Annotated in this window: 23 protein-coding genes and 5 tRNA genes; 6 read left to right on the top strand and 22 right to left on the bottom strand. The window is 37.1% G+C overall.

The genetic code is table 11. The features are described from left to right. Positions 1 to 20 precede the first annotated feature (20 nt). From rpmG to MKZ18_RS16920, 4 genes are all read right to left on the bottom strand, one after another. Entirely contained in the window at positions 21 to 170 is a 150-nt protein-coding gene (gene rpmG, locus MKZ18_RS16905; protein WP_013059189.1) for a 50S ribosomal protein L33, read from the bottom strand. Between the two features lie 186 nt (positions 171 to 356). Further along, positions 357 to 1463 (bottom strand): sugar phosphate nucleotidyltransferase, encoded by a 1107-nt coding sequence (locus MKZ18_RS16910; protein WP_025911575.1) that lies wholly within the window; start codon positions 1461 to 1463, stop codon positions 357 to 359. Next, positions 1460 to 3724 (bottom strand): glycosyltransferase, encoded by a 2265-nt coding sequence (locus MKZ18_RS16915; protein ID WP_061785790.1) that lies wholly within the window; start codon positions 3722 to 3724, stop codon positions 1460 to 1462. The genes MKZ18_RS16910 and MKZ18_RS16915 overlap by 4 nt, the downstream gene beginning before the upstream one ends. After that, a complete protein-coding gene (locus tag MKZ18_RS16920) occupies positions 3717 to 4211 on the bottom strand; it encodes a DUF4912 domain-containing protein (protein WP_061785791.1) in 495 nt (164 codons plus the stop codon). The genes MKZ18_RS16915 and MKZ18_RS16920 overlap by 8 nt, the downstream gene beginning before the upstream one ends. 128 nt (positions 4212 to 4339) lie before the next feature. Here MKZ18_RS16920 and MKZ18_RS16925 point away from each other — a divergent pair, with 128 nt between their 5' ends. Both MKZ18_RS16925 and MKZ18_RS16930 read left to right on the top strand, forming a co-directional pair. After that, entirely contained in the window at positions 4340 to 4645 is a 306-nt protein-coding gene (locus MKZ18_RS16925; protein ID WP_025911579.1) for a hypothetical protein, read from the top strand. Continuing rightward, positions 4638 to 5066 (top strand): endolytic transglycosylase MltG, encoded by a 429-nt coding sequence (locus MKZ18_RS16930; protein ID WP_025911580.1) that lies wholly within the window; start codon positions 4638 to 4640, stop codon positions 5064 to 5066. The genes MKZ18_RS16925 and MKZ18_RS16930 overlap by 8 nt, the downstream gene beginning before the upstream one ends. Positions 5067 to 5102: 36 nt before the next feature. On the opposite strand, the gene phoU is transcribed toward MKZ18_RS16930, so the two are convergent. The 15 genes from phoU to MKZ18_RS17005 form a co-directional block, all read right to left on the bottom strand. Continuing rightward, positions 5103 to 5762 carry a phosphate signaling complex protein PhoU gene (gene phoU / locus MKZ18_RS16935; RefSeq protein ID WP_025911582.1) on the bottom strand — a complete coding sequence of 220 codons (660 nt, stop codon included), beginning with the start codon at positions 5760 to 5762 and terminating at the stop codon, positions 5103 to 5105. A 30-nt stretch (positions 5763 to 5792) separates the two neighbouring features. Next, on the bottom strand, positions 5793 to 6584 hold the full coding sequence (gene pstB, locus MKZ18_RS16940) for a phosphate ABC transporter ATP-binding protein PstB (RefSeq protein ID WP_100348152.1): 792 nt from the start codon (positions 6582 to 6584) through the stop codon (positions 5793 to 5795). 66 nt (positions 6585 to 6650) lie between these two features. Beyond that, positions 6651 to 7526, bottom strand: coding sequence for a phosphate ABC transporter permease PstA (pstA, locus tag MKZ18_RS16945; RefSeq protein ID WP_186317481.1), 876 nt, complete (start codon positions 7524 to 7526; stop codon positions 6651 to 6653). 2 nt (positions 7527 to 7528) lie between these two features. Continuing rightward, positions 7529 to 8485 (bottom strand): phosphate ABC transporter permease subunit PstC, encoded by a 957-nt coding sequence (gene pstC, locus MKZ18_RS16950; RefSeq protein WP_051567222.1) that lies wholly within the window; start codon positions 8483 to 8485, stop codon positions 7529 to 7531. A gap of 71 nt (positions 8486 to 8556) precedes the next feature. Continuing rightward, positions 8557 to 9507, bottom strand: a complete 951-nt coding sequence (locus tag MKZ18_RS16955) for a PstS family phosphate ABC transporter substrate-binding protein (protein ID WP_061785793.1) — start codon at positions 9505 to 9507, stop codon at positions 8557 to 8559. A gap of 261 nt (positions 9508 to 9768) precedes the next feature. Then, positions 9769 to 11949: a peptidoglycan D,D-transpeptidase FtsI family protein gene (locus MKZ18_RS16960; protein WP_100346816.1), complete on the bottom strand. Its 2181-nt coding sequence runs from the start codon at positions 11947 to 11949 to the stop codon at positions 9769 to 9771. Between the two features lie 156 nt (positions 11950 to 12105). Further along, positions 12106 to 13386 (bottom strand): MFS transporter, encoded by a 1281-nt coding sequence (locus MKZ18_RS16965; protein WP_025911588.1) that lies wholly within the window; start codon positions 13384 to 13386, stop codon positions 12106 to 12108. Between the two features lie 120 nt (positions 13387 to 13506). Then, complete coding sequence (sodA, locus tag MKZ18_RS16970) at positions 13507 to 14115, bottom strand: superoxide dismutase SodA (RefSeq protein WP_025911589.1); 609 nt, start codon at positions 14113 to 14115, stop codon at positions 13507 to 13509. Positions 14116 to 14341: 226 nt separating this feature from the next. Then, positions 14342 to 14434: transfer RNA gene (locus MKZ18_RS16975), tRNA-Ser, on the bottom strand. Between the two features lie 10 nt (positions 14435 to 14444). Further along, positions 14445 to 14521, bottom strand: a tRNA-Ile gene (locus MKZ18_RS16980). A 1-nt stretch (position 14522) separates the two neighbouring features. After that, positions 14523 to 14597: transfer RNA gene (locus tag MKZ18_RS16985), tRNA-Asn, on the bottom strand. A 33-nt stretch (positions 14598 to 14630) separates the two neighbouring features. Then, positions 14631 to 14704: transfer RNA gene (locus MKZ18_RS16990), tRNA-Met, on the bottom strand. Between the two features lies 1 nt (position 14705). Further along, positions 14706 to 14780 (bottom strand) — tRNA-Asn (locus MKZ18_RS16995). A 65-nt stretch (positions 14781 to 14845) separates the two neighbouring features. After that, the gene (locus MKZ18_RS17000) at positions 14846 to 15328 is read right to left on the bottom strand and encodes a DUF456 domain-containing protein (protein WP_025911590.1); all 483 of its coding nucleotides are present in this window, start codon (positions 15326 to 15328) and stop codon (positions 14846 to 14848) included. Positions 15329 to 15456: 128 nt separating this feature from the next. Further along, positions 15457 to 17112, bottom strand: a complete 1656-nt coding sequence (locus MKZ18_RS17005) for a Na/Pi cotransporter family protein (RefSeq protein ID WP_174521172.1) — start codon at positions 17110 to 17112, stop codon at positions 15457 to 15459. A gap of 234 nt (positions 17113 to 17346) precedes the next feature. On the opposite strand from MKZ18_RS17005, the gene MKZ18_RS17010 reads away from it, so the two are divergent. Further along, positions 17347 to 18123 carry a DUF1189 domain-containing protein gene (locus tag MKZ18_RS17010; protein ID WP_163070571.1) on the top strand — a complete coding sequence of 259 codons (777 nt, stop codon included), beginning with the start codon at positions 17347 to 17349 and terminating at the stop codon, positions 18121 to 18123. A gap of 129 nt (positions 18124 to 18252) precedes the next feature. On the opposite strand, the gene MKZ18_RS17015 is transcribed toward MKZ18_RS17010, so the two are convergent. Continuing rightward, positions 18253 to 18843, bottom strand: coding sequence for a hypothetical protein (locus MKZ18_RS17015; protein WP_163070570.1), 591 nt, complete (start codon positions 18841 to 18843; stop codon positions 18253 to 18255). An 89-nt stretch (positions 18844 to 18932) separates the two neighbouring features. Continuing rightward, on the bottom strand, positions 18933 to 20150 hold the full coding sequence (locus MKZ18_RS17020) for an MFS transporter (RefSeq protein ID WP_163070569.1): 1218 nt from the start codon (positions 20148 to 20150) through the stop codon (positions 18933 to 18935). Between the two features lie 85 nt (positions 20151 to 20235). On the opposite strand from MKZ18_RS17020, the gene MKZ18_RS17025 reads away from it, so the two are divergent. After that, on the top strand, positions 20236 to 20565 hold the full coding sequence (locus tag MKZ18_RS17025; RefSeq protein WP_025911597.1) for a LysM domain-containing protein: 330 nt from the start codon (positions 20236 to 20238) through the stop codon (positions 20563 to 20565). Between the two features lie 150 nt (positions 20566 to 20715). Beyond that, complete coding sequence (ispG, locus tag MKZ18_RS17030; RefSeq protein WP_174521173.1) at positions 20716 to 21810, top strand: flavodoxin-dependent (E)-4-hydroxy-3-methylbut-2-enyl-diphosphate synthase; 1095 nt, start codon at positions 20716 to 20718, stop codon at positions 21808 to 21810. Between the two features lie 36 nt (positions 21811 to 21846). On the opposite strand, the gene MKZ18_RS17035 is transcribed toward ispG, so the two are convergent. Further along, positions 21847 to 22194 carry a DUF4190 domain-containing protein gene (locus MKZ18_RS17035; RefSeq protein ID WP_138116625.1) on the bottom strand — a complete coding sequence of 116 codons (348 nt, stop codon included), beginning with the start codon at positions 22192 to 22194 and terminating at the stop codon, positions 21847 to 21849. 143 nt (positions 22195 to 22337) lie between these two features. Here MKZ18_RS17035 and MKZ18_RS17040 point away from each other — a divergent pair, with 143 nt between their 5' ends. Further along, positions 22338 to 22910, top strand: a complete 573-nt coding sequence (locus MKZ18_RS17040; protein WP_062687170.1) for a 5' nucleotidase, NT5C type — start codon at positions 22338 to 22340, stop codon at positions 22908 to 22910. Positions 22911 to 23056: the final 146 nt, after the last annotated feature.

The following is a 23056-nucleotide window of genomic DNA, read 5'->3' on the forward strand; positions in this document are numbered from 1 at the left end:
CAGGAATATTCTCCTACTGCTTACTTAGTTTCACGGTGAAGTGTTACTTTTTTAAGTCTTGGGCTATATTTTTTCAACTCAAGACGATCTGGGTTGTTACGCTTATTTTTAGTTGTGATGTAGTTACGATCACCAGTTTCAGTACAAGCTAATGTAACGTTTACGCGCATCTATTTTCCCTCCAAACATTATAAACATAAATCAGACTTTACTATAATATCATTTTTTACTTCGGAATGCCAGTCTGTTTTTCTAACTAACACAGTTAATTTTTGATTATATTATTTCTTTTCATCTCTAATACAAGGTAAAGCGAGTATTTTTCAACTAATAAATTCCTTATAAGGATTATTTTTCTAAAATTCTTTCTTTTGTTTTTGCACTCTAAGTGAAAATTGATTCATAAACTTTGCGATACTAAAAAGAGGCTTAGTCTTCACATCAAACACACGCGCGACGGCTCCGCTTTCGGCTTTATCGTTTAAAAGAACACTTTCTCTTTCAAGAATCATCCCGTGTTCCAACGCAACATCATATAAAAAGCAGTTCTTTTTTACAATAACATCATTCATCAAAACACTTTTTCGAATTGTTGCGTTACTATTAATGTGACTGTTTTTCCCGATAACAGCCCACGGACCAATTGTACATCCCGATCTGATTTGTACCTCTTCTCCAATATAAACAGGAGGAATGACCTTCACATCCTCTGCAATAACAGCAGTGTCTGAAATATGGTTCAAACTATTAGAACCAAACAATTTTTCATATAAATCATAATGTGCCTGCCTATAATGATGAAGCTGCCCGATATCAATCCAATAGTTTGCGGTTGTATAATGATAGACTTTACGATTATTCTTTAACAGTGCGGGAATAACATCAAAGCTAAAGTCAACTGCTCCTTCACGGCTAATACTGTTTAAAATTGATTTATGAATTACATAAATACCAGTATTAATTAAGTTTCCAGTTGCTTCGTATTGCTTTGGCTTTTCAATAAAACGCGTGACCTCATTTTTGTCATTCGCAGATACGAGTCCGTAATGTGTAACATCTGGCACAAGCTTTGTCACAATTGTCATTTCACTTTGATGTTGACGATGAAACGCAATGACGTTAGCTAGATTTAAATCCGTTACAGCATCGCCACTAATGATGATGCATTCTTCTTCAATAAACCAATCTGCTTTTTTGACTCCCCCCGCTGTTCCAAGAGGCATCTCTTCAATAAAATAAGTAATTGAGACACCCCACTTCTTTCCATCTCCAAAGTAATTCATAATCTGTTCGGGTAGATACTGTAGCGTAATGCCAATTTCATTAATTCCATACTTTTTTAAGAGTTCAACTATATATTCGATAACAGGATATTCATAGAGTGGAAGCATCGGTTTTGGAACGTCGTTTGTTAACGGCTGTAAACGCGTTCCTCTACCACCAGCAAGTATAATGGCTTTCAACGCTTTTCCTTCCTCCTTTTACTCTGTTTGATTTGATCTTGAAACAATGCGCTTGTATCCAGTGCAATTTGTTCCCAACTAAACATCGTAGTTGCCTCAACATACCCTTTTTCACTAATTTCTTGAATCAGTTGTGAATCTGTGATCACAGTGAAAACGCAATGAATTAACTCTTCGACAACCCCAGGTTTGAACGTAAGTCCGGTTACCCTATGATTAACGATATCTTTTAAACCACCCGTTTCAGAAACAATTGTAGGTTTTTTCGCTACCATTCCTTCTAATGCTACAATACCAAATGGTTCATAAAGACTTGGGAAGATTACTCCGGTACTTAAGTGTAGCAAGCAGTTTCGTTCTTCATCCGTAATATAGCCAATAAATTTAATATACTGATCTAGGTTTCGATTTTTAATTTGTTGTTGAAATTCATGCAAGAGGGGCCCTTTACCCGCAATAATGAACTGAATATCAATATCTACCTGTTTAAAGTATTCTGCAGCTTGAATTAAAAGCTGAAAGCCTTTTTCATAAACAATGCGACCAATTGAAAAGAAGATAGGTGCATTTCGCAGCTTAAACTTTCCTTTGACCGCTACTTCTTTTGAACGATTAACGACACGAGCAACCATGTGCTGATCAATGCCGTTTGGAAAAATTGAAATGCGCTCTGGCTCTATATTAAACAATTCCATTATTTCTTTTTTCATATAGGTACTGCATACAATAATGGCTGTGGACTCATGAACAAGCTCTTCTTCACGCTGGTGAATTCTTTGCTGCATTTCATTATGAATGCCATTATTCCGTCCATGCTCTGTTGCATGTATTGTTGTAATGAGCGGTTTTTTCACATGGCTAGCGATACCCTGTGCTGCTGTACCAACCAACCAATCATGAGCATGAATTACTTGAAACGGCGTAGCTGCTGCTAAACGAATACCTTCTAATGCCATCGCTACGTTTAAACTATTTACCCACGTAAGAAAGTCAGCATGATGAGGTTGCAAACTTTTTACTCGATAGACATGAACACCATACATACATTCATACAAAGGTAGCCCTTCTACAAATGCGGTAATAACGACCACATAGTGGCCAGATTTCGCCAAAGCTCTGGATAAATCAAAAACATGTCGAGCTAACCCTCCGATAACAAGGGGTGGATATTCCCAAGCTAGCATTAAAATCGACATATTTCCCGGTAAATATAAAGAGATATCTTTCTTGGTCTCTTTATAAGCAATCCCGCATTCTTTCACCACATCGGGAACCCATTGTAAATATTCATTCTTCATTACTTTTTGTTCTTCAACATGACATAACTGGTTAAATAATTTTAACTGCCGGTTATAGTCATCTTTGGAGTGAATTAACCACTCGCTAGACGCCAAGATAATCCATGTATGCGCTAATTCTTTTTTCCTCTCAAGTTTATGCAGTTTATTATTAACCTTGCTTAACTTTACTTCTGTCTGCTGCATAGTCTTATAAAACCAGCTGTTTTCCTCTGTGATTGGTTGATTATATCTAGATGACTCATGCTTAGGTGAAATCTTCACTAATTTCTGTTGATTGTTTATATCTTTTACACATTGATATAGTAGCTTTCCATCCTTTAAACTTCGTAAACCTGTGTCACTTTTTGAAATGACAGGTAATAGCGCGTCATGCTTAAGAAGGAATATACCGCTTGATGAAGTATACAGATTGACTCCGTAGTCGTGCTGTACCTCAATACAACTATATTCAACGTTATGCGCTTTCAATAACTTATCAAGTTCATACGTATAATCTCCATTTGGCAAGTAAAACCCTTTAGGCCTTTGCCCCAGGTATTTATTAAATAGCTCAATTGCAAGGCTAATCTGTAAATGGTATCCTTTAGATGTTTTTAATAGGGATGGACACCTCGTAGTTATAGGTATTGCTATACACTCTATAATTTGTTCATCCTGATAATACTTTAACGCGTCAAGCAATCTTCCATCCCACTGCTTCAGAGTATCAACAAATTGACCTTGACGTTGTATGAAGTGATTAAATCGTTGATTAAAGCCATTATGATCCAAAATTCCTAAAATTAAAGAAGAGAGAATAATTGAAGCACCTTTTAACCCATTATTTTGAATGTAATGTACAAGTGGGAGATACTTTCTAACTAAATGCTCAAATAATGCTTTTTCATTCGCTTCACTCCAATGAACCATGTCATAGACTGGGTCTTCCATATTAATTATTAGGCAATTAAAGTCATTCATCACTTTGATTCACCTTGTTCCACTCATTTGTATAATAAGAATACGTGCTAAAGCAGTCATCATGAACATAATCCGTTTGCGGTGCATTTTCACTCCAGGACCACTTCGTTTGATCCAATTGCTTAGGTTCTATACTTGTTCCCAGCTGAACTCTACTTGAACGTATCAGTGCAAAGAAATGGTGTTCGTATACGCCCACATCTACAACATATGTACAGTTCGTATCCATATCTTTTAAGAATGCTTCTGTCTGATTGCTGTACACCTCTAAAAGCGTATGACGCTTTGATTGATGCCCATCAAATGTGACGCTAAGACCGGTTACATCATAAATACATAGAGCAAATGACAGATCATTCCATTTCTTTTGATACATCTTTTCCACCATTTCCTGAATAGCGTCAGAAAAAGACCAATGTACATACAAAGCTGAAGCGTTTACTCGATTTACAACACATACATCCAATTCATTTACTTTTGTCTTCAAAGCCTCACCACTTTACTTAAGATATACTTATTGTCATATTACCACTAAGAAAAAACTGTAACAATAAACACAATTTGTCGATTTATGGTATCATAGATTGATTTTATCTTTTGTAAGAGGTGAACCACATGTTATATGCTTTTATTACCCTAATTGCACTTTCCCTATTTTTACTTTTATTTTCTTTTTTAAAGGAAACAAAAATACAGTCTGTAGAAAAACAGCTAGAGCACCTTTCATTGACTGTTCTACAAGATCAATATCAAACCACTAAGCGCTTAGATTTATTAGAAGAAGCCTTATTATCTGACGAAGATCCTGACACAGCAACTCATTCGGCCCATGCTAATGCTCTACCTCCAAACCAGCAGCATCTTCATAAAGAAGACGTAAAACGACTGCTTAACGTACAAGGAGTAAATCGCCATGAATAGTTTAACGATACGAGGATTTGCTATTGGGATATTAACAGCCACTTCAATTTTAGCTGTCGTTTATGTTATTCAAGAGAAAAACGCTACTTCTTTGAAAATTAGCGATGCTGATCTACATGCTTATGCAGAGGACCACCAGTATGTATTAATTAAAAAGAAAGAATACGAAGATTCATTAAAACCTGCTTTTGAGAAGCAAGAGACTAAATCTAAAACAAGTGAAGTATCAATCTCTATAAAAGCAGGAATGTCTAGTTTAGATATTGCACATACATTAGTAAACAATCATATTATTGATTCGACTGATGAATTTGAGAATCTCGTTGCTCAAAAAAATGCGAGCACAAAATTCCAAGTTGGTACCTATACGCTTACATCGAATATGAGTTTAGAGCAAATTGTTAACACTTTAACAAAATAAGAAGCGCCCAGCATTAGCTGAGCGCTTCTTATTTTGTTATTCATTTAAGTCATAGCGTTTTCCTTTTACTAAGTAAAATACGCTTTCTGCTACGTTTGTTGTATGATCTGCCATTCTTTCCAAGTAACGAGCAATAAATAACAGCTGCGTAATTTGATTCATAGCTTCTTGCTTTTCTTTCGCAAGGTTAAGCAGCTCTTTAATGGTAATTCCGTAAAGCTCATCTACTTCATCATCCATTTCAGCAACTTTTTTAGCAAGGGTTAGGTCCTCTTCATGATATGCCTTTAATGACAAGCTAAGCATTTCAATTGAAATAGCATGCATCTTTTTCACATGCTCTAGCGGCTTAATTAAGTCTTCTTTTCCAATTCGAATTGCTGATTTAGCGATGTTCACTGCAAAGTCTGCCATACGCTCAACGTCAGAAGCAATCTTAATAGCTACAATAACTCTTCTTAAATCAGTGGCAACTGGCTGCTGTTTTGCAAGCAATAGAATAGCTAAGTCATTAATCTCTTCTTCAAGTTGATCAATTTCCGTGTCACCATCAATAATCTCTAGCGCTAAATCCACATTTTGCGTTTGTAAAGCTTCAATAGCTTTTGCTAACGCTTCTTCTGTTAACCGACCAATCTCTAAAAGCTTTTCACGTAAAATTTTTAAATCAGCATGAAACTTTTCACGTACAACCATGTAGTCCATCTCCTCTTAATTGATCAACTATTAACCAAAACGTCCTGTAATATAGTCTTCTGTTCGTCTATCAGATGGGTTTGAGAAAATTCGATCAGTCTCTGCAAACTCAACAACTTCTCCATTTAAGAAAAATGCTGTTTTATCTGAAATACGTGCAGCCTGCTGCATATTATGCGTTACGATAATGATACTGAATTCCTTCTTCAGTTCTTGAACAAGCTCTTCCACTTTTAACGTTGAGATTGGATCAAGAGCAGACGTTGGTTCATCCATTAAGATTACGTCTGGTTCAATTGCCAAACATCTAGCAATGCATAAACGCTGCTGTTGACCACCTGATAAACCATAAGCATTTTGATTTAAGCGGTCCTTTACTTCGTCCCAAATTGCCGCACCGCGTAGGCTTTTTTCCACAATTTCATCTAAAATTTTTTTATTGCGAATGCCGTGAATACGTGGTCCATAAGCTATATTATCATAAATTGATTTTGGGAATGGGTTTGGCTTTTGAAAAACCATTCCTACTTGTGTACGAAGCTCTTCTACTCGATATGACTTATTAAAGATATTTTGTCCACGATATTCAATTTCACCAGACGTTTTTACAATTGGACTCATTTCAACCATTCGATTTAACGTTTTAATATACGTAGATTTCCCGCATCCTGATGGACCAATAATGGCTGTTACTTCATTTTCATGAATATCTAAATCAATGTTTTTTAACGCTTGATTTTCTCCGTACCATAAGTTTAAACCTTTTGTTTTATAAACAATTTCTTTTGGTTTGTTAATGGGATTTATATTTTCCTCTGTCATTTTTTGATCGATTGTGATTGTCATGGAAAGCTCCTCCTTCATCCTACTATCATCATTCAATTAAGCTTAATAACGCTTTTGAAATTTGTTACGAATAAATACAGCAATGGAGTTCATTACAATTAAGAACACTAATAACACGATAATTCCTGCTGCTGCTACGCTTTGGAAGTCTGCTTGCGGTCGACTCGTCCAGTTATAAATTTGCATCGGTAAAGCCGTTGCGGTATCTAATACACCAGCTGGCAAGAAGGCAATGAATGTAGGCAAACCAACTACTACAAGCGGTGCTGTTTCCCCTACCGCTCTTGATAAAGCTAAAATGCTTCCTGTTAAAATACCAGGGATTGCTGCCGGCAGTACCACACGGTAAATCGTTTGCCACTTAGTTGCTCCCATTCCAAACGAAGCTTCACGTAAATGAGTTGGCACTGACCTAATGGCTTCCTGTGCCGCTACTACAATAACCGGTAAGATTAACAAACTCATTGTTAATCCAGCTGCTAAAATACTTCTTCCTAACGATAACTCACGAACAAAAATGGTTAATCCCAATAATCCAAACACAATTGAAGGTACACCTGCTAAGTTAGAAATGTTTAATTTAATGAAATCATTAAATTTATTTTTCTTTGCGTACTCTTCCAAATAAAGCGCTGTTCCTACTCCTAAAATCAATGATACTGGTGCAATGACAGCCATCAGCCATAAGGAGCCAACTAGTGCCGCTTTAATTCCAGCATCTTCTGGTCTTCTCGATGCAAAGTTTTGTAAAAAACCTGTATCAAGCCAGCCTAATCCTTGAGTCAATACCCGATATAAAAGCATACCCAGAACTGCTAATCCAAAAATCGTTGCACAGAAAAAAATGAACCTTAAAATACTATTTTTTAATAACCGCCCATGCATACGTTGTTGTACTTGCTCGCGATCCACGTACATAATTAGTACTCCTCCCTAAAGCGCTTTGTAATAAACTGAGCTAGTAGGTTCATAATGAGTGTAAAGACGAATAACGTCATTCCCACAGCATAGATACTGTAATAAACAGTCGTTCCATACCCTGCATCTCCCGTTGCAACCTGAACGATATACGCAGTCATCGTTTGAATTGAACCCGTTACGTCTAGTGCCATTGTCGGCGTAGCTCCACCAGCTACTGTAACAATCATCGTTTCACCAATTGCACGCGAAATACCGAGTACAAACGATGCGATAATTCCTGACAGAGCTGCTGGTAACACCACTTTTAATGCCACCTCTAAACGTGTTGCTCCTAAAGCTAAAGCTCCTTCTCTCATTGATTGAGGTACAGAACTCATTGCATCTTCTGATAGAGAAGCAATCATAGGAATAATCATGACACCAACTACAATACCTGGACTTAAAGCATTAAATAACCCTAAATCTGGAATAACATCTTTTAAAAGCGGTGTAACAAATGTTAAAGCAAAGAATCCATATACAATTGTTGGGATACCTGCTAATACTTCTAAAATCGGTTTAATAATACGTCTTGTTCGATCCGACGCGTACTCACTCAAAAAAATTGCTGCTGCTAATCCAACTGGAATAGCAACGACCATTGCAATTACAGTAATCAATAGCGTTCCCGTAACAAGTGGTAAAACTCCAAAGTTGCCTGCTTTCTCAATAAACGGAAGCCATTTTTGACCCGTAATAAACTCAACAAAAGATACTCTTTCAAAGAACATAATTGTTTCAAAAATTAATGTGAACAAAATCCCCACGGTTGTTAATGCGGATACAGCAGCCGTACAGAAAAGCAAAATTGGCATCACTTTCTCTATAATCATTGATGCGCCTTTTTTTGATTTATTTTGCTTTATTAATTCTCGAATGGAACCCTTCTTAGTGTTGCCATTATTCGCTAAAGCCAATGTAGTAAACTCCCTTCCATCGCATGGAAAGATGAGAAGCAAGCGTTGCTCTGCTCCTCATCTTCATTTGTCTATTTCTTTAAACCTTCAAGCGTTTTTAACTGCTCGTCATATTCTTCATCTTTTAAGCTCACATAACCTACTTCTTCAGCAAGCTCTCCTGCATTTTCAAGCGTAAATTTAACATAGTCATATACTTGTTCTTTATCTTTTAGTGCTCCAACACTTGCATAAGTAAATAGCGGACGAGATAATGGTGCGTATTCACCGCTCATAACCGTCTCTTTTGTTGGTTCCACTGGACCGTTTCCACCATCAATTGGTACAACTTTTAACTTATCTTTGTTTTCAGAGTAATACGCGTAACCGAAGTAACCAATTGCGTTTTTATCACCCGTTACACCGTTTACCAACACGTTATCATCCTCTGATAATGTTGCAGACTCTGTAATTTCTTTTCCATCTAAAATTACTTCATCAAAGTAATCAAATGTCCCAGAGTCATGTCCTGGAGAATAGAATTTAATTTCTTCATCTGGCCAGCCTTCACGAATATCAGACCATTTTTTTGCTTTTCCATCGTTAACCCACATTTTTTCTAGTTCTTCAACTGTTAAATGATCAACCCAATCATTTTCTTTATTGATAACAACTGATAGTCCGTCGTAAGCTAGTTCAAACTCTTGAACGTCTACGCCGCCTTCTTCAGCTGCTTTCTTTTCTTCATCTTTAATTGGACGAGATGCGTTACTTAAATCTGTTTCACCTTTTGTGAATTTTTCAAATCCACCGCCCGTTCCAGACAAACCAACGGATACTTGAACTCCAGGTTGAGTTGCCATATATTCTTCGCCAACTGCCTCCATAATTGGATACACAGTAGATGAACCGTCAATTGCCACATTTCCTTTTAATTGTTCACCTGAGTCACCAGCGTCACTTCCTTGACCGCCGCCACATGCTGCTAGCACAACTGATGATCCGATTACTGCTGACATTGCTAGAAATTTAAAGCTTTTCATTCTCAAATTCCTCCTACGACATTTCGTTGTTTTGTCCTACAAGCTATACATTAAAGCCCAACTATTAATTCCGTTTTAAGCAAATGTAAAGCTTTCGTAAATCAAGGTCTTTTTACTTAAACCAATGGAAAAACAACAGTCTTTTTTCTTATTTTTGGATTTTATTCTATGTTCTTACTACTTATATTTAGAAATGTTATTCCCTTAAGAAAAAAGAGCATATAAAAAAAGACGCTGAGGTTTCAGCGCCTTTTTTCTTTGCTATTCTTCTGCATTTGTAGCTTCTGCATCAATTACTTGTTGCTGTTGTTCTTGCTCATCTACTTCCTTTTCACCCTTTTGCTTTAAATCAAAGTATAAATCCATTGATTCACGAGCAAGTTCTTTTGTAATATTATTCGGGCTACTTGGTGTGAATGCTGAAGGAACAACTACTGCCATTGCTACTTCTGGGTTATCTGCCGGAGCATAAGCGATAAATGTAGAATTATTAATTGCAATTGGATCCCCGCCATTCGGGTTTTTCTCATAAGCCTGTGCCGTACCAGATTTTCCAGCTGGATTATAAGGAGCGCTTGCAAATGCTGCATATCCACTTCCACCTTGCTCTTGAGTTACCCTCTTAAGTCCACTTTGTACAGCTTTAATATATTCCTGCTTCATAGTAATTCGGTTTAATACTTGCGTTTCGAACGAGTATTCAACACCGCCAATTTCTTCTTCTTTAATTGTTGGTTTCCGAATTTCTTTTACAATCTGAGGCTTAATACGATAGCCACCGTTTGCAATTGTTGATGCGTATTGAACAACTTGAAGAGGCGTATACGTATCATATTGACCAATAGCTAAGTCAAGAGCTGTACCCGGGATGCTGCTTCCACCTTGGAAGCCCGTCGCTTCATTATCAAGCTCAATACCAGTAGACACGCCAAGACCAAATTGACTGTAGTACGAGCGAAGCTGCGCAAACGTATTTGCTTTAATTGGTAAAGAACCATTATATCGATACTGCACATCAGCCATCGCCATAACCGTTTTAAACATAAATACGTTTGACGATTGTTTTAGTGCTGTAGAGTAATTGATTGGTCCCATATTTTTAAAGGATTTCTTTTCTTTCGTTCCCGCAAACTTAATTGGCTCGTCGACAAAGATTGTATTAGTTGTAATTGCACCAGAATCTAACCCTGCTAATACAGTAGCCCCTTTTACTACAGAGCCCATCGTGTATGAAGTTGATAAATTCCCTAATGCAAAATCTTCAATTTTAGCAGCACCTGTTTTGGAATCCGTTGTATATCTCTTACCTGCCATTGTTAGGATTTCACCCGTATTCGGATCCATCATAACAACAAACGCTCGGTCTAAAAATCTTGTACCAGACATTTGTTTCTTCTCAATTAATTGTTTTGTAATAGCTTCTTCTACTGCTTGTTGAAGCTCTATATCAATAGTTAACACTAAATCACTTCCGCGCTGCCCTTCAGTTAATTGTAAGGTATCGATAAGATTTCCGCTTCGATCCGTTATATATTGAACCTGCTCTTTTTGACCTTTAAGCTGTGATTCGTATTCTTTTTCAAGATAGCTCGTACCGACTTGATCATTACGACTGTATCCTCTGGACAGATAGTAGTCCACTTTATCTCTTGGAAGACCTTCATTGGCTGATGATACATTCCCTAAAAGTGTACGAAGCGTACCGCCTTGTGGGTAATAGCGTTCCCAGTAAGTGGTTGTATCAACACCTGGAAGCTGCGATAAATTTTCACTAACAATAGCAAATTCAGCCGGCGTTACGTTTTTCTTAATAATTTGAGGAGTTTGGGCATAACCCGCTTCCATTTGTCTTTTAATTGCCAAAACTTCTAAGTCATCAGCTAATGTTTGTAAATCTCGCTTTGTAATGCGGCTTAATTGACGGTTATAAAGCTCTTCATCCGTCATTTCTCCCGCTTCTACTTTACTTCGGTCACTATCACTGATTTTCTTTTCAGCTTCTTTTGGATTGAGCATAATCCAATAATCTTTTAAATCACGCTCTGTGATTTTTACAATGTCCTCAGCATTTTCATCCACTGTTTTTTCTGGTACATCAATTGCATCCGTTGAGTAAGGAACATCAATTAACTTTGCTAATTGTCGAGCGATTTTCAATCGCTCTTCCGCAGTGTTACCTTGGAAGCGCGTATATGTAATCGCATTTAGAGGTGTATTGTCGACAATCACACGATTATAACGATCGTACATTCTACCTCGCGGAACCGGAGTATTAACGGTTACGTCCTCGGTACGCTCAACTTCACGTTGGTAACTTTCCCCATGTACAATTTGTACTAAACCTAAACGTAATATCAGTACCGAAAACAGCGCAAAGATGCCTAGAAATAAAATGTTCATCCGAAACGAGACATGACTTTTACGTTTATTTTTCTTTTTCATTTCTTCACCTACAATTTATCAACATATATATAATCTCATCATAATTTTTTCATTTTGGCAAATAAATAGACACCTTAAAGGTGTCTATTTATGCTGTGTCTATTGTAAAAGAATTTTGTGCTAATTTCTATAGTACAAAGTAATTATCTATCCCCATTATGCTGGAGATTCACCGTCTCCTTCATTTAAAGCTGGCTGTGTAACCGACTTAGGGGTGTGTTTGTTCGTAGGTTGAGAAATGTTGCGAACACAGAAGTAAATACAACAGTGTCCTGCGCCGATAACAGCTAACAGTATGGGTAAACTTTGCTGTTCATTAAAAAAGACCACAGCAATGAGAAAAGAGCCAATTGAAATAATGCGTCCAATATTTAAGAATACATCTCGAACAACAATATACTCAATACGTTTAGAAACAATGTCTTTAGCTCGACCAATCACATCATACGTTAAGGACATATACGGTACCAGCAAAATAGGGTAGCCGATTGCGATACAAATCGCATATAAAATGAGGTTTGTATATGATAAGTTAAACAACAATAGAAAGACTGAACCATACAGAAGGATTCCACCTGCCAAAATAAACTTTAAGCGGTCTTTTTGTTTAATAAACCTAGAAGCAACATAGTACGCAACAAAAGCTACAGCTGAATTTACCAGCCCAAACGTACCAAGTGCGAGTTCACTGTCAGTTGTAATAAAAACCAATACTGACACCACGAAAATGAATGTCCCTTCTCTAATTCCTTGAAATACGTGTGCATATAAGATTCTGCGCCAGTCTCGATTGTATTTCCTTTCTCTTAGTACTTCTCTAAATTTATATACGCCCTCAGCTGGACGTCTTTGTAAAAAGAAGCTAAGGACAACTGCACAAACAAACATTAGGAGTGAAACGCCAAAGACCACACGATAACCAATGTATTCGTATAAGCTAGCAATAATAAAGCCCGCTCCTAGAGGTCCAATCATTCCAGCAAACGAATTTAATACTCCTAGAAAACCATTGAAAAAGTCCCGTGTATCAGGTTCTGTAATTTCAAACGTTAACACGTTAAATGCTAACCAATAAAATCCATACCCTATTCCTAAAAGAGCACCGAGAAGAATTAAAAATTCATCGGCACGGTCGCCTACCATCAACACCACGATATAGAAAACAGATAGAAACGAAACACCTAATCGAAGCACAACGACTCGATCAATTTTTTTAGCCCACCTTCCTGCTAAAATAAAGGTTAATGGCTGAAAGATAACAATGACTAAATTATAAATCGCTAAAGCAGAAAACTCTCCTGTTTGTTTCCATAAATACACGTTTACAAATGAATTTGAAATTGAAATGGCTAAAGCATATAGCCCTCCAATGATAAGTAATAACAATAAATCTTTATTAACTTCTACATCTCCAACAACTTTTTTTAATAAAGGCATATAAAAAACTCCTTTTCTCTTCTACCCCTAGTGTGTGAAAAAGAAAAGGAGATATGTAAAAGAATTGGAAAACAAAAAAACCAGTAAAGGCAATAATTGCTTTACTGGTTTTTTCTCTCATTATTTTGCTGCTGCGTAGCGTTTTGCAACTTCGTCCCATTTAATTACATTAAAGAATGCTGAAATGTAATCTGGACGACGGTTTTGGTAGTTTAAGTAGTAAGCATGCTCCCAAACGTCTAGTCCTAGGATTGGTGTTTTACCTTCCATTAGTGGGCTATCTTGGTTTGGTGTACTTGTTACTTCTAATTCACCGTTGTTTACAACTAACCAAGCCCAGCCAGAACCGAAGCGTGTAGTTGCTGCTTTAGCGAATGCATCTTTGAATGCGTCAAAGCTTCCAAACTTACTGCTAATTGCGTCTGCTAACTCGCCTGTTGGCTCGCCGCCACCGTTAGGGCAAAGAATTGTCCAGAATAATGAGTGGTTAGCATGTCCACCACCATTGTTACGTACTGCTGTACGGATATCTTCTGGTACAGCATCCATATTTGAGATTAACTCTTCAACACTTTTAGAAGCTAAATCAGCTTTTCCTTCTACTGCTGCGTTTAAGTTTGTAACGTAAGTGTTATGGTGTTTCGTATGGTGAATGTTCATCGTTTCTTTGTCGATGTGTGGTTCAAGTGCATCATATGCATAAGGTAATTGTGGTAATTCGTAAGCCATGGGTAATTCCTCCTTTAAAATATGTACCTAATTTGGTGAAAGAAAATTCACCTCATGTTTTTAGATTAGCAAATTTAACCTACGCTTTCAATGAAAAAGCATTTAATCATCACTTATATTTACCTGTTTCCCACTGTCTATCCTATTTAAACGTAAAATTTTATTTGAAAACAAAATAAAAAATCTTTCTTCACAATTGTAAAGAAAGATTAATCAACAATATGTATGGCGGAGGAAGAGGGATTCGAACCCCCGCGGGCTTTAACACCCCTGTCGGTTTTCAAGACCGATCCCTTCAGCCGGACTTGGGTATTCCTCCAACCTTTTCATGGTGGACCCTGCAGGACTCGAACCTGCGACCGGACGGTTATGAGCCGTCTGCTCTAACCAGCTGAGCTAAGGGTCCTTGGCTCCACAGGTAGGACTCGAACCTACGACCGATCGGTTAACAGCCGATTGCTCTACCACTGAGCTACTGTGGAATAATAGTATGTATGCTTTGTCACTTAAAGGAATAGCGGCGGAGGGGATCGAACCCCCGACCTCACGGGTATGAACCGTACGCTCTAGCCAGCTGAGCTACACCGCCATGGCTCCACAGGTAGGACTCGAACCTACGACCGATCGGTTAACAGCCGATTGCTCTACCACTGAGCTACTGTGGAACGATATAACATTTATTAGCGACATTAAAAATTTAACATGCTTTTAATTAAAAGTCAACAAATTATTATAAAACAACGATAAGAAAGTAAATGATCATTGCCGCCTGTATAATTCCTTTTGAAATAGCACCGCTGAAAAAGCCAACTAACGATCCAAAACCAATCTTTATAGCATTTTGAAAATTCGTACGGTGTACAACTAACTCACCAATCACCGCCCCTAAAAATGGGCCAATTAATATACCAAGCCCAGGAATTAAGAATGGACCAACCAACAATCCAATGGTGCTTCCCCAAATACCCGCTTTTGTTCCACCGAACTTTTTAACACCAATTAGATTTGCCAAATAATCAGCGGCAAAAAGTGCTGCCACAAGCAGACCTTGAATAAGCACAAACAAGAAAGTATATGGTTCAAAACTATAGAAAAACCCGTACAATAAAAATCCAAGTGCTACAAACAGTACGCTTGGAATAATAGGATAGACTAATCCAATAAATGATACAACAAAACAAATTGCAATGAGTGTCCAATATAAAAAGTCCAACTTAACACGTTTCCTTTCATCTCAATCTCTATTTACTATTATTATCAAACAGTATACACTGTAACAACTTTTTTGATAATAATATTCCATAAAAAAGAGCAACTCGTTAACGAGTCGCTCTTTCTAGCTTATTGAGATTTTTGAGTCACACTCTTTTGATTTTCTCCTAACACTGCTTCTGCAATATTAACTGCGTGATCTCCAATACGCTCTAAGTTACTAATAATGTCAACAAATACAATACCAGCTGAGCCTGTGCAAGCACCTTCGTTTAAGCGTAAAATATGCTTTTTACGAAGTGAACGCTCCATGCTGTCGATTTGATCTTCTTGTTGCATTACGTGAACAGCTTTTTCACGATCGTTGTTCTCTAGTGCTGCAACAGCTTCTTTAACTGTTGAAATTGTTAGTTCAAACATTTCTGCTAAATCTTTATTAGCTTCAGATGTTACCTTTACTTTGTTAGTAATTTGATAATCAACAAGCTCTACGATATTTTCAAAATGATCTCCAATACGTTCAATATCACGAGCCGTGTCTAACAGCATTGAATGCTCTTCACTTTCTGAAGCTGACATAGAAGAAGAAGAAAGTAAAATTAAATAGTTAGTAATTTTTTTATCTAAATTGTTAATGGCATCTTCAATTTGTAAAGCCATATCAGAATGCTTATGTTGCTTCGTTTTCAAATAATTGTTTGCTTCTTCTAATCCAATTGTTGAGAATTGCCCCATACGAACGAGCTCTTCTTTTGCTTGTCCTAACGCAATTGATGGTGATTGTTCAATAAAAACTGGATCTAGATGTTTCGGTTTAAAGTCAACTAACGCATCGTCTCCAGGAATTACTTTTGTTACGATTAAAGCCAATAATCCAATAAACGGAAATTGAATAATAGTATTCGTGATGTTAAACGTTCCGTGTGCAAAAGCTATCGTCATCTCTGGGTTTAATGCTAATGTATCTTGTAAATATAAAACAAACTTTGTGAACAGCGGTAAAATAATTAAGAAGATAACTGTTCCAATAATATTGAACATTACATGAGTTAACGCTGCGCGTCTTGCCGCAACGCTTGCACCAATGGATGCTAAAATTGCCGTAATAGTTGTACCAATATTATCACCAAACAATACCGGTAACGCTGCATAAATATCGATTGCTCCTTGGCCAAATAGCTCCTGTAAGATACCAATTGTTGCACTTGAGCTTTGAACGATAACCGTAAATACTGTACCGATGACAACACCTAAAATTGGGTTATCACTCATACTTACTGTTAAGTCTTGAAACGCTTGAAGGGAACGAAGTGGCTTCATGCCATCGCCCATTAGCTCTAAACCAAAGAATAACATCCCAAAGCCAAATACGATTTGACCAAAGTTTTGAACTGGCTTGCTTTTAAAGAAGAATAGCATGAGAGCACCTACAGCTAAAATCGGTAGCGCATAGTCTGAAATTTTAATACCGATAATGAAAGCTGTAACGGTTGTCCCGATATTCGCTCCCATGATAACGCCAATGGCTTGGCGTAAGTTCATAAAACCAGCACTTACTAACCCTACGGTAATAACAGTCGTTCCGGAACTACTTTGAATAAGTATGGTAACTAAAATCCCTGCTAACACACCCATAAATGGGTTGGTTGTAAAACGATCTAGTATATCGCGTAATTTATCTCCAGCTGACTTTTGTAAGCCATCACCCATGAATTTAATCCCAAACAGGAAAATCCCGAGGCCACCGATAAATTCAAATATCATCTTCTGAACATCTAGTTCCAAAGAATTTCACTCCTATCTCTACAGTTTCATTTTTCGACAGACATCTACAAGTCCCACATAATTATTAACGTAAAATAAATGTTGTGTAAACGCTGATTCTAAAAAATTTACATTATCTTAACATTTCATTTACATAACACAGCATCCACATAAAAAAGTCATTTTTTCACACTTTCATTATGAATATAATGGTAAAATAAAAAGCAAATGTTACTAAAATAAGGAGCTTTGACCATGGAAATGTTTCGCCGCTTTTTAATAAGTACATACCTTCCAAAAAAAGCAGTGATGCTTCGGTTTGAACATCCAAATAAAACCATTGGGTATGTTTTATTGCTAACTGCTTTTTCATTACTACCAGCTTTGCTTTTTATGATACCCACAATTGTAAGCGGTTATCAAAACGCCGTTCAGCATATTGAAACCCCATCCACCGCTGTTTACCTTGAGGATTTCAAACTGTATGAAAAAGAAAAAATAAATGTTTCTAGTTCTTCGTTTACTCTAGATTCCACCATTACAACTGAGGAGATTTCAAGTGCACCGCCTTTATATGGAATAGGGTTGCTAAAAGATGGTGTCTTTCTTGCCATTAAGGGCCAAGTACAGGTCTATTCATACGAACTTTTAGGATGGAATTCTTTAAGTAAAGAAAATCTTTTACATCACTTAAAAGATATTAAAAATACACTTTTTATCTTCATTCCTCTCTCTGTCTTTTTATTATTTTGTTTAACAGCAGGATTAAAGTTTATTCAAATTACACTGTTTGCTGTGATTGGTCTGTACGCGAGTCGCTTCACCAAAAGAATATTGACGTTCAAACAAGCTTGGGTGTTGAGTGCTTACAGCAGTACTCCCATGACTGTTCTATTTATGGTAATTGATTTGCTCTCTTATTCTGCGCCTTATTCAACAAGCCTTTATTTAGTTGGAGTGCTATTTGCATATGTATTTATTTTATCTAGGCTTCCGATTAAAAAGGAAAAGCGTACCTCTTTAAACGCTTAAGAGGTACGCTTTATAGTAATTAAAAGAAATGAGCGACTTGCTGCGGTTTTTTGGAAAGTGTGGCTAACTCCTGTCCTATTTTATCAGTGTTTTCAACATTTGTTAAACAGACAGCTGCCCCATTTTAGCTCATTCATCCATTTCTCTTGTATTTATTGATAATTGTTTCATTTGAGAAATCATACTATCTATATATTGATTCATGTTTTGAAAAAAATTAATATTTTGTTCTGAACTAGTAGCCGTTTGAGAAGCGCCTATTTGTAAAAGATCTGTCATCTCTACTAACTGTCTATTATGGTCAAGTGAATTAGTCGAGGCTTGTTTTAGCATATAACCCGTATTATCAAGAGCAGCAGTTGTTTCTTTTAATTGTAAAAACATTGATTGCATATGCTCTAACATTAACTGAAAAGACGTAATTAAAGATTTAACTTCAGGAATTTGTTTAAAGGCTACTGTGTAACCTTGGTCCTTAACTTGAAAATGGACAACACCCTCCCCTATTCTTTCCACCTTTTTCTCTAGAGCGTTTGAAATATCTACTGTTACGTTACGATTTTCAATCACTGAAACAATACCTTCTTTGGATTTAATATAAGATAAGGCTCCAACTGCAGAGATTGCAAAGATCAATAACAAGATGACAACTGCTAACAACCTTACTGAAAGTGAAAATTGCTGGGATTTTTTCTTTTTTCTCTGTTTGTTCATACTCAATTTTGTTCCCCCCTGTAACTACTAGTCAAAAGTATGGCAGAAGGTTGTAAATTCTATGTAAAGAAATTGTTCTCTTTAGGCAAAAAGAACTACTTCGATTTCATTTTTACAACTTTTCTCTTTCCAATATCAACTGAACTGAAGATTCGTAAAATCAACCAGCCACCCGCTATCAGCAAAGTCAGAAAGCTATACACGTACATGCTTTTTTCATTCATCATCCAAATTCCATATACAATGGGCCCTAAAGCAACACCTAGAAATCGCGTTGTCCCGTATAATGACACAACAAATCCTCTTTCTGCATCTGAAGCTGTAGACGTAATCATCATGTTGACGCATGGTAATACAAAGCCAAGCCCACCAAAAGCAAGCGTCAAGCTAAACATTAAAACAGACAGAGAATGAACAAAAATAAGCAAGCCGAACGTTACAAATAATAAACTCGTACCTAGAAGCATTAATTTCTTCATTAGTGCCTCATCGTTTTTAATTCTTTTTCCGCTCCAGTAAGAAGCAAGGGTCATCGCACTGAGAGGGAAGAAAAAAGCTGTTCCCTTAAAAAAACCATCGATATGATACGTTTCCTGAATTAAAAAGGATAGAAAATACAGAACACCAAACACAATAAACAATCCTACCCCTCCTATAAAAAAAAGAGGAAACAATTCTTTTTTTCTTTGGTAAACAATTCGAAAAGCTTGTTGAAAATAAGCTCTAATTCCTAACACATTTTCACTGCCCTTTACATTTTCCACATATCGGCTAATACCTAAAAAAGCCATCAATGCAACCAAAGGATAGACAATAAAAACAGCAGACCATATTACGAGCCCAACAGTTGCACCTATAATAGGAGCAATTACCTTCCCTACTCCGTTATAAACTTCTAATAATCCTAATGCCGTCGCTCGCTTATCATTATGAAATACATCACCTACTAAGGCCATTGCAAGGGTTGTCGTGCCTGCTGCTCCCATTCCCTGTATCACTCGCCCCCCAATTAGAATTGAAAATGCCTCATTTGGTATGACCATGCTTAAAAATGAAATAACACTTCCAACCATAATAAAGGTTAACGAAATTAAAATAAGCTTTTTTCTACCGTAACGATCGGATAGGATGCCTGCAATTGGAATTAAAATGGCAGCCGGGATTGTAAAAGCGCTTAAGATAAAGCCTGTTTGCAATTCGTTTAAACTTAAGGACTGCTGAATATTTGGTAACAGAGGAATCAAAGTAGAATTTCCTAACACCATAATGAGCGGTAATAATCCTAGTGAGATCATCATTAATTTTTCTTTCAAAATAAATTCTCCATTCATAGTTAAAGTTGGACAAGCATAAGCTATAACACCCTGTTTATTTAAAATTTGCTTTCAGGAGGAGCTTATGAAAAGACTATCTGCCCTTGCCGCTCTCGCATTTGTTGGTTATATTTGTCATTATGATATTAAATATGGTACGATCCCTTCCTCAACTGAAGCTGCTCCTGTCATAGCAAATGTTGAGAAAGAAAAACCGACACAAACAACAACACACTTTATAGAAGTAAGAGTAAAAGCTGGTGATACAGTATTGTCCATTATAGAAAAAGCACTAAAAGGCTCTATTCCCGTTTCAATCAATCAGCTATCAAAGGACTTTACAAGCTTAAACAACGGGCTTTCTCCACATGAAATTCAAGTTGGAAAAACATATAAATTTCCTACTTACAAGTAATTACAGCATACTTCTTGTCAAACAAAGATTGACATTGTTAAAATAAACAAGCGACACTTTATACTAGTTATTTTATCTATAAAGAGTTATTCTATTAATGAATCTAAATTCTTGATTTCTTTTTGAAGGAGAGATTATCACGTGAGTGAAATTATACATCGTACAAAAACACGCCCTGTTAAAGTTGGAAATTTAACAATCGGTGGTAATAATGAAGTAGTTATCCAAAGCATGACAACAACAAAGACACATGATGTTGAAGCAACGGTTGCTGAAATCAAGCGCCTAGAAGAAGCAGGGTGTCAAGTTGTTCGCGTAGCTTGCCCAGATGAGCGCGCAGCAAATGCTATTGCAGATATTAAAAAACAAATCAATATCCCTTTAGTTGTTGACATTCATTTCGATTACCGTCTTGCTTTAAAAGCAATTGAAGGCGGAGCTGATAAAATTCGAATTAACCCAGGAAACATTGGACGCCGTGAAAAAGTTGAAGCCGTTGTGAACGCTGCGAAAGCTAAAGGTATTCCAATTCGTATTGGAGTTAACGCAGGGTCACTTGAAAAGCGTATTCTAGATAAATACGGATATCCAACGGCTGATGGCATGGTGGAAAGTGCATTACATCACATTAAAATTCTAGAGGATTTAGACTTCCACGATATCATCGTATCCATGAAAGCTTCTGATGTAAACCTAGCAATTGAAGCATATGAAAAGGCAGCAAAAGCTTTTGATTATCCTCTACACTTAGGTATCACAGAGTCTGGTACATTATTTGCTGGAACAGTAAAAAGCGCTGCTGGATTAGGTGCTATTTTATCTAAAGGTATTGGAAATACCGTTCGTGTATCTTTAAGTGCCGATCCAGTTGAAGAAGTAAAGGTAGCTCGCGAATTATTAAAATCATTCGGTTTAGCAGCTAACGCAGCGACTTTAATTTCTTGTCCTACATGCGGACGCATTGAAATTGATCTCATTAGCATTGCAAACGAAGTCGAAGAGTATATTTCACACATTAAGGCACCAATTAAAGTTGCCGTATTAGGTTGTGCAGTAAACGGACCTGGTGAAGCTCGTGAAGCCGATATCGGAATTGCTGGCGCTCGAGGTGAAGGATTGCTCTTCCGCAAGGGTGAAATCGTTCGTAAGGTTCCAGAGGAAACAATGGTTGAAGAGTTGAAAAAAGAAGTAGATAAAATTGCTGAAGAATATTATGAAAAACAAAAAGCAGAACAAAATGCTTAAAAAACAGGGTACCGTTTCGGTACCCTGTTTTCTTTGTTAAAAGAACGGGAGGACAAAGGTTCCCACAATAATGGATACAATCCCAATTCCTATTGCCCATGCTCCTAACGTATATGCTCCTTTTCTTCGTGCGATAAACCCTAAAATAATCCCAGCTGCGCCAAGGATAATTGGCAAGAAGAATAACGAAAGAATGGATAGGATTAGCGCAAAACGCCCATACCCTTTCCCTTCATCTCGATCAACTACTTCATGTTCACGATGAATATGCTCTTCACGTGCTGAAGCTGGAACTGCTATCTCAGCAGCCGTTTCTTCCATAAAGTCTGCTTCGTACGCGTCATAATCTATATCCTTACGTCGTTCATGCTGCTTATTCTCCATGTCTATCCCTCACTTTCTGAAATAAAGGAGCATTTATAGTATGTGATGTCATCTTAAAATTATAGTTGTTAATGTTTTCTTACTTTAGTACACTTAACATAACAAGCCGCTAGAGAAGATTTTACAGATTGGAGTGCAATTGGTTGTCTAAACGATTTGGAATTGACATTGATGGAACAGTCACTTCACCCGAAACATTTGTTCCTCATTTGAATAAAGCATTTAATGCAAATTTAACTTACGAAGATATTACTGAGTATGATTTTTTACCTTTTGTAAATGCTACTCGCGAAGAATTAGCACAATGGTTTACAGACAACGAAGCTGCCATTTACAAAACATCCCCTCTTGCTCCACATGCAAAGGAAATTTTGCAGCAATGGCATAAGCAGCATGAGCTCTTTTTTATCAGCGCTCGCTCAGATAAGCTATTGGATGTGACAGAAAATTGGTTTAATGAACATGATGTATCCTTTCATCATATTGAACTAATTGGAACGCACTTTAAAGTAGAAGCAGCGAAAAAGCACAAAGTGGATATCTTTTTTGAGGACAAACACGATAATGCTTGTGATATAAGCGAAGAGTGCGATATACCCGTCATTCTTTTTGATACACCTTATAACCGCCTTCCAGTGCCGTCAAAAGTGGTACGGGTTCATAATTGGATAGAAGCAAATGAATGGGTAAACAATTGGTTAAAAATACAATCATAATTGCAACAATAAAGAGTTTGGGACATAACAAAATGATTGCTTCTAAAAGACGAACACTAGCTGTTCCCATCTCTTTAGTTTGTCTCAACACGTTCGTTCCATTGCGCTACGGCCACTCGCTTTCCGCGGGGAGGAACCTGAGCTTC

Origin of the sequence: Priestia sp. FSL W8-0001 (assembly GCF_038050335.1) — a bacterium.
In the GTDB taxonomy this organism is placed as follows: domain Bacteria; phylum Bacillota; class Bacilli; order Bacillales; family Bacillaceae_H; genus Priestia; species Priestia flexa.

What these genes read in the sequence shown, in the direction of transcription:
- rpmG (WP_013059189.1), bottom strand. Translation starts at nt 170, where the DNA reads ATGCGCGTAAACGTTACATTAGCTTGTACTGAAACTGGTGATCGTAAC.
- MKZ18_RS16915 (WP_061785790.1), bottom strand. Translation starts at nt 3,724, where the DNA reads ATGAATGACTTTAATTGCCTAATAATTAATATGGAAGACCCAGTCTAT.
- MKZ18_RS16925 (WP_025911579.1), top strand. Translation starts at nt 4,340, where the DNA reads ATGTTATATGCTTTTATTACCCTAATTGCACTTTCCCTATTTTTACTT.
- MKZ18_RS16930 (WP_025911580.1), top strand. Translation starts at nt 4,638, where the DNA reads ATGAATAGTTTAACGATACGAGGATTTGCTATTGGGATATTAACAGCC.
- phoU (WP_025911582.1), bottom strand. Translation starts at nt 5,762, where the DNA reads ATGGTTGTACGTGAAAAGTTTCATGCTGATTTAAAAATTTTACGTGAA.
- pstB (WP_100348152.1), bottom strand. Translation starts at nt 6,584, where the DNA reads ATGACAGAGGAAAATATAAATCCCATTAACAAACCAAAAGAAATTGTT.
- pstA (WP_186317481.1), bottom strand. Translation starts at nt 7,526, where the DNA reads ATGTACGTGGATCGCGAGCAAGTACAACAACGTATGCATGGGCGGTTA.
- MKZ18_RS16955 (WP_061785793.1), bottom strand. Translation starts at nt 9,507, where the DNA reads ATGAAAAGCTTTAAATTTCTAGCAATGTCAGCAGTAATCGGATCATCA.
- MKZ18_RS16960 (WP_100346816.1), bottom strand. Translation starts at nt 11,949, where the DNA reads ATGAAAAAGAAAAATAAACGTAAAAGTCATGTCTCGTTTCGGATGAAC.
- MKZ18_RS16965 (WP_025911588.1), bottom strand. Translation starts at nt 13,386, where the DNA reads ATGCCTTTATTAAAAAAAGTTGTTGGAGATGTAGAAGTTAATAAAGAT.
- sodA (WP_025911589.1), bottom strand. Translation starts at nt 14,115, where the DNA reads ATGGCTTACGAATTACCACAATTACCTTATGCATATGATGCACTTGAA.
- MKZ18_RS17010 (WP_163070571.1), top strand. Translation starts at nt 17,347, where the DNA reads ATGGAAATGTTTCGCCGCTTTTTAATAAGTACATACCTTCCAAAAAAA.
- MKZ18_RS17025 (WP_025911597.1), top strand. Translation starts at nt 20,236, where the DNA reads ATGAAAAGACTATCTGCCCTTGCCGCTCTCGCATTTGTTGGTTATATT.
- MKZ18_RS17035 (WP_138116625.1), bottom strand. Translation starts at nt 22,194, where the DNA reads ATGGAGAATAAGCAGCATGAACGACGTAAGGATATAGATTATGACGCG.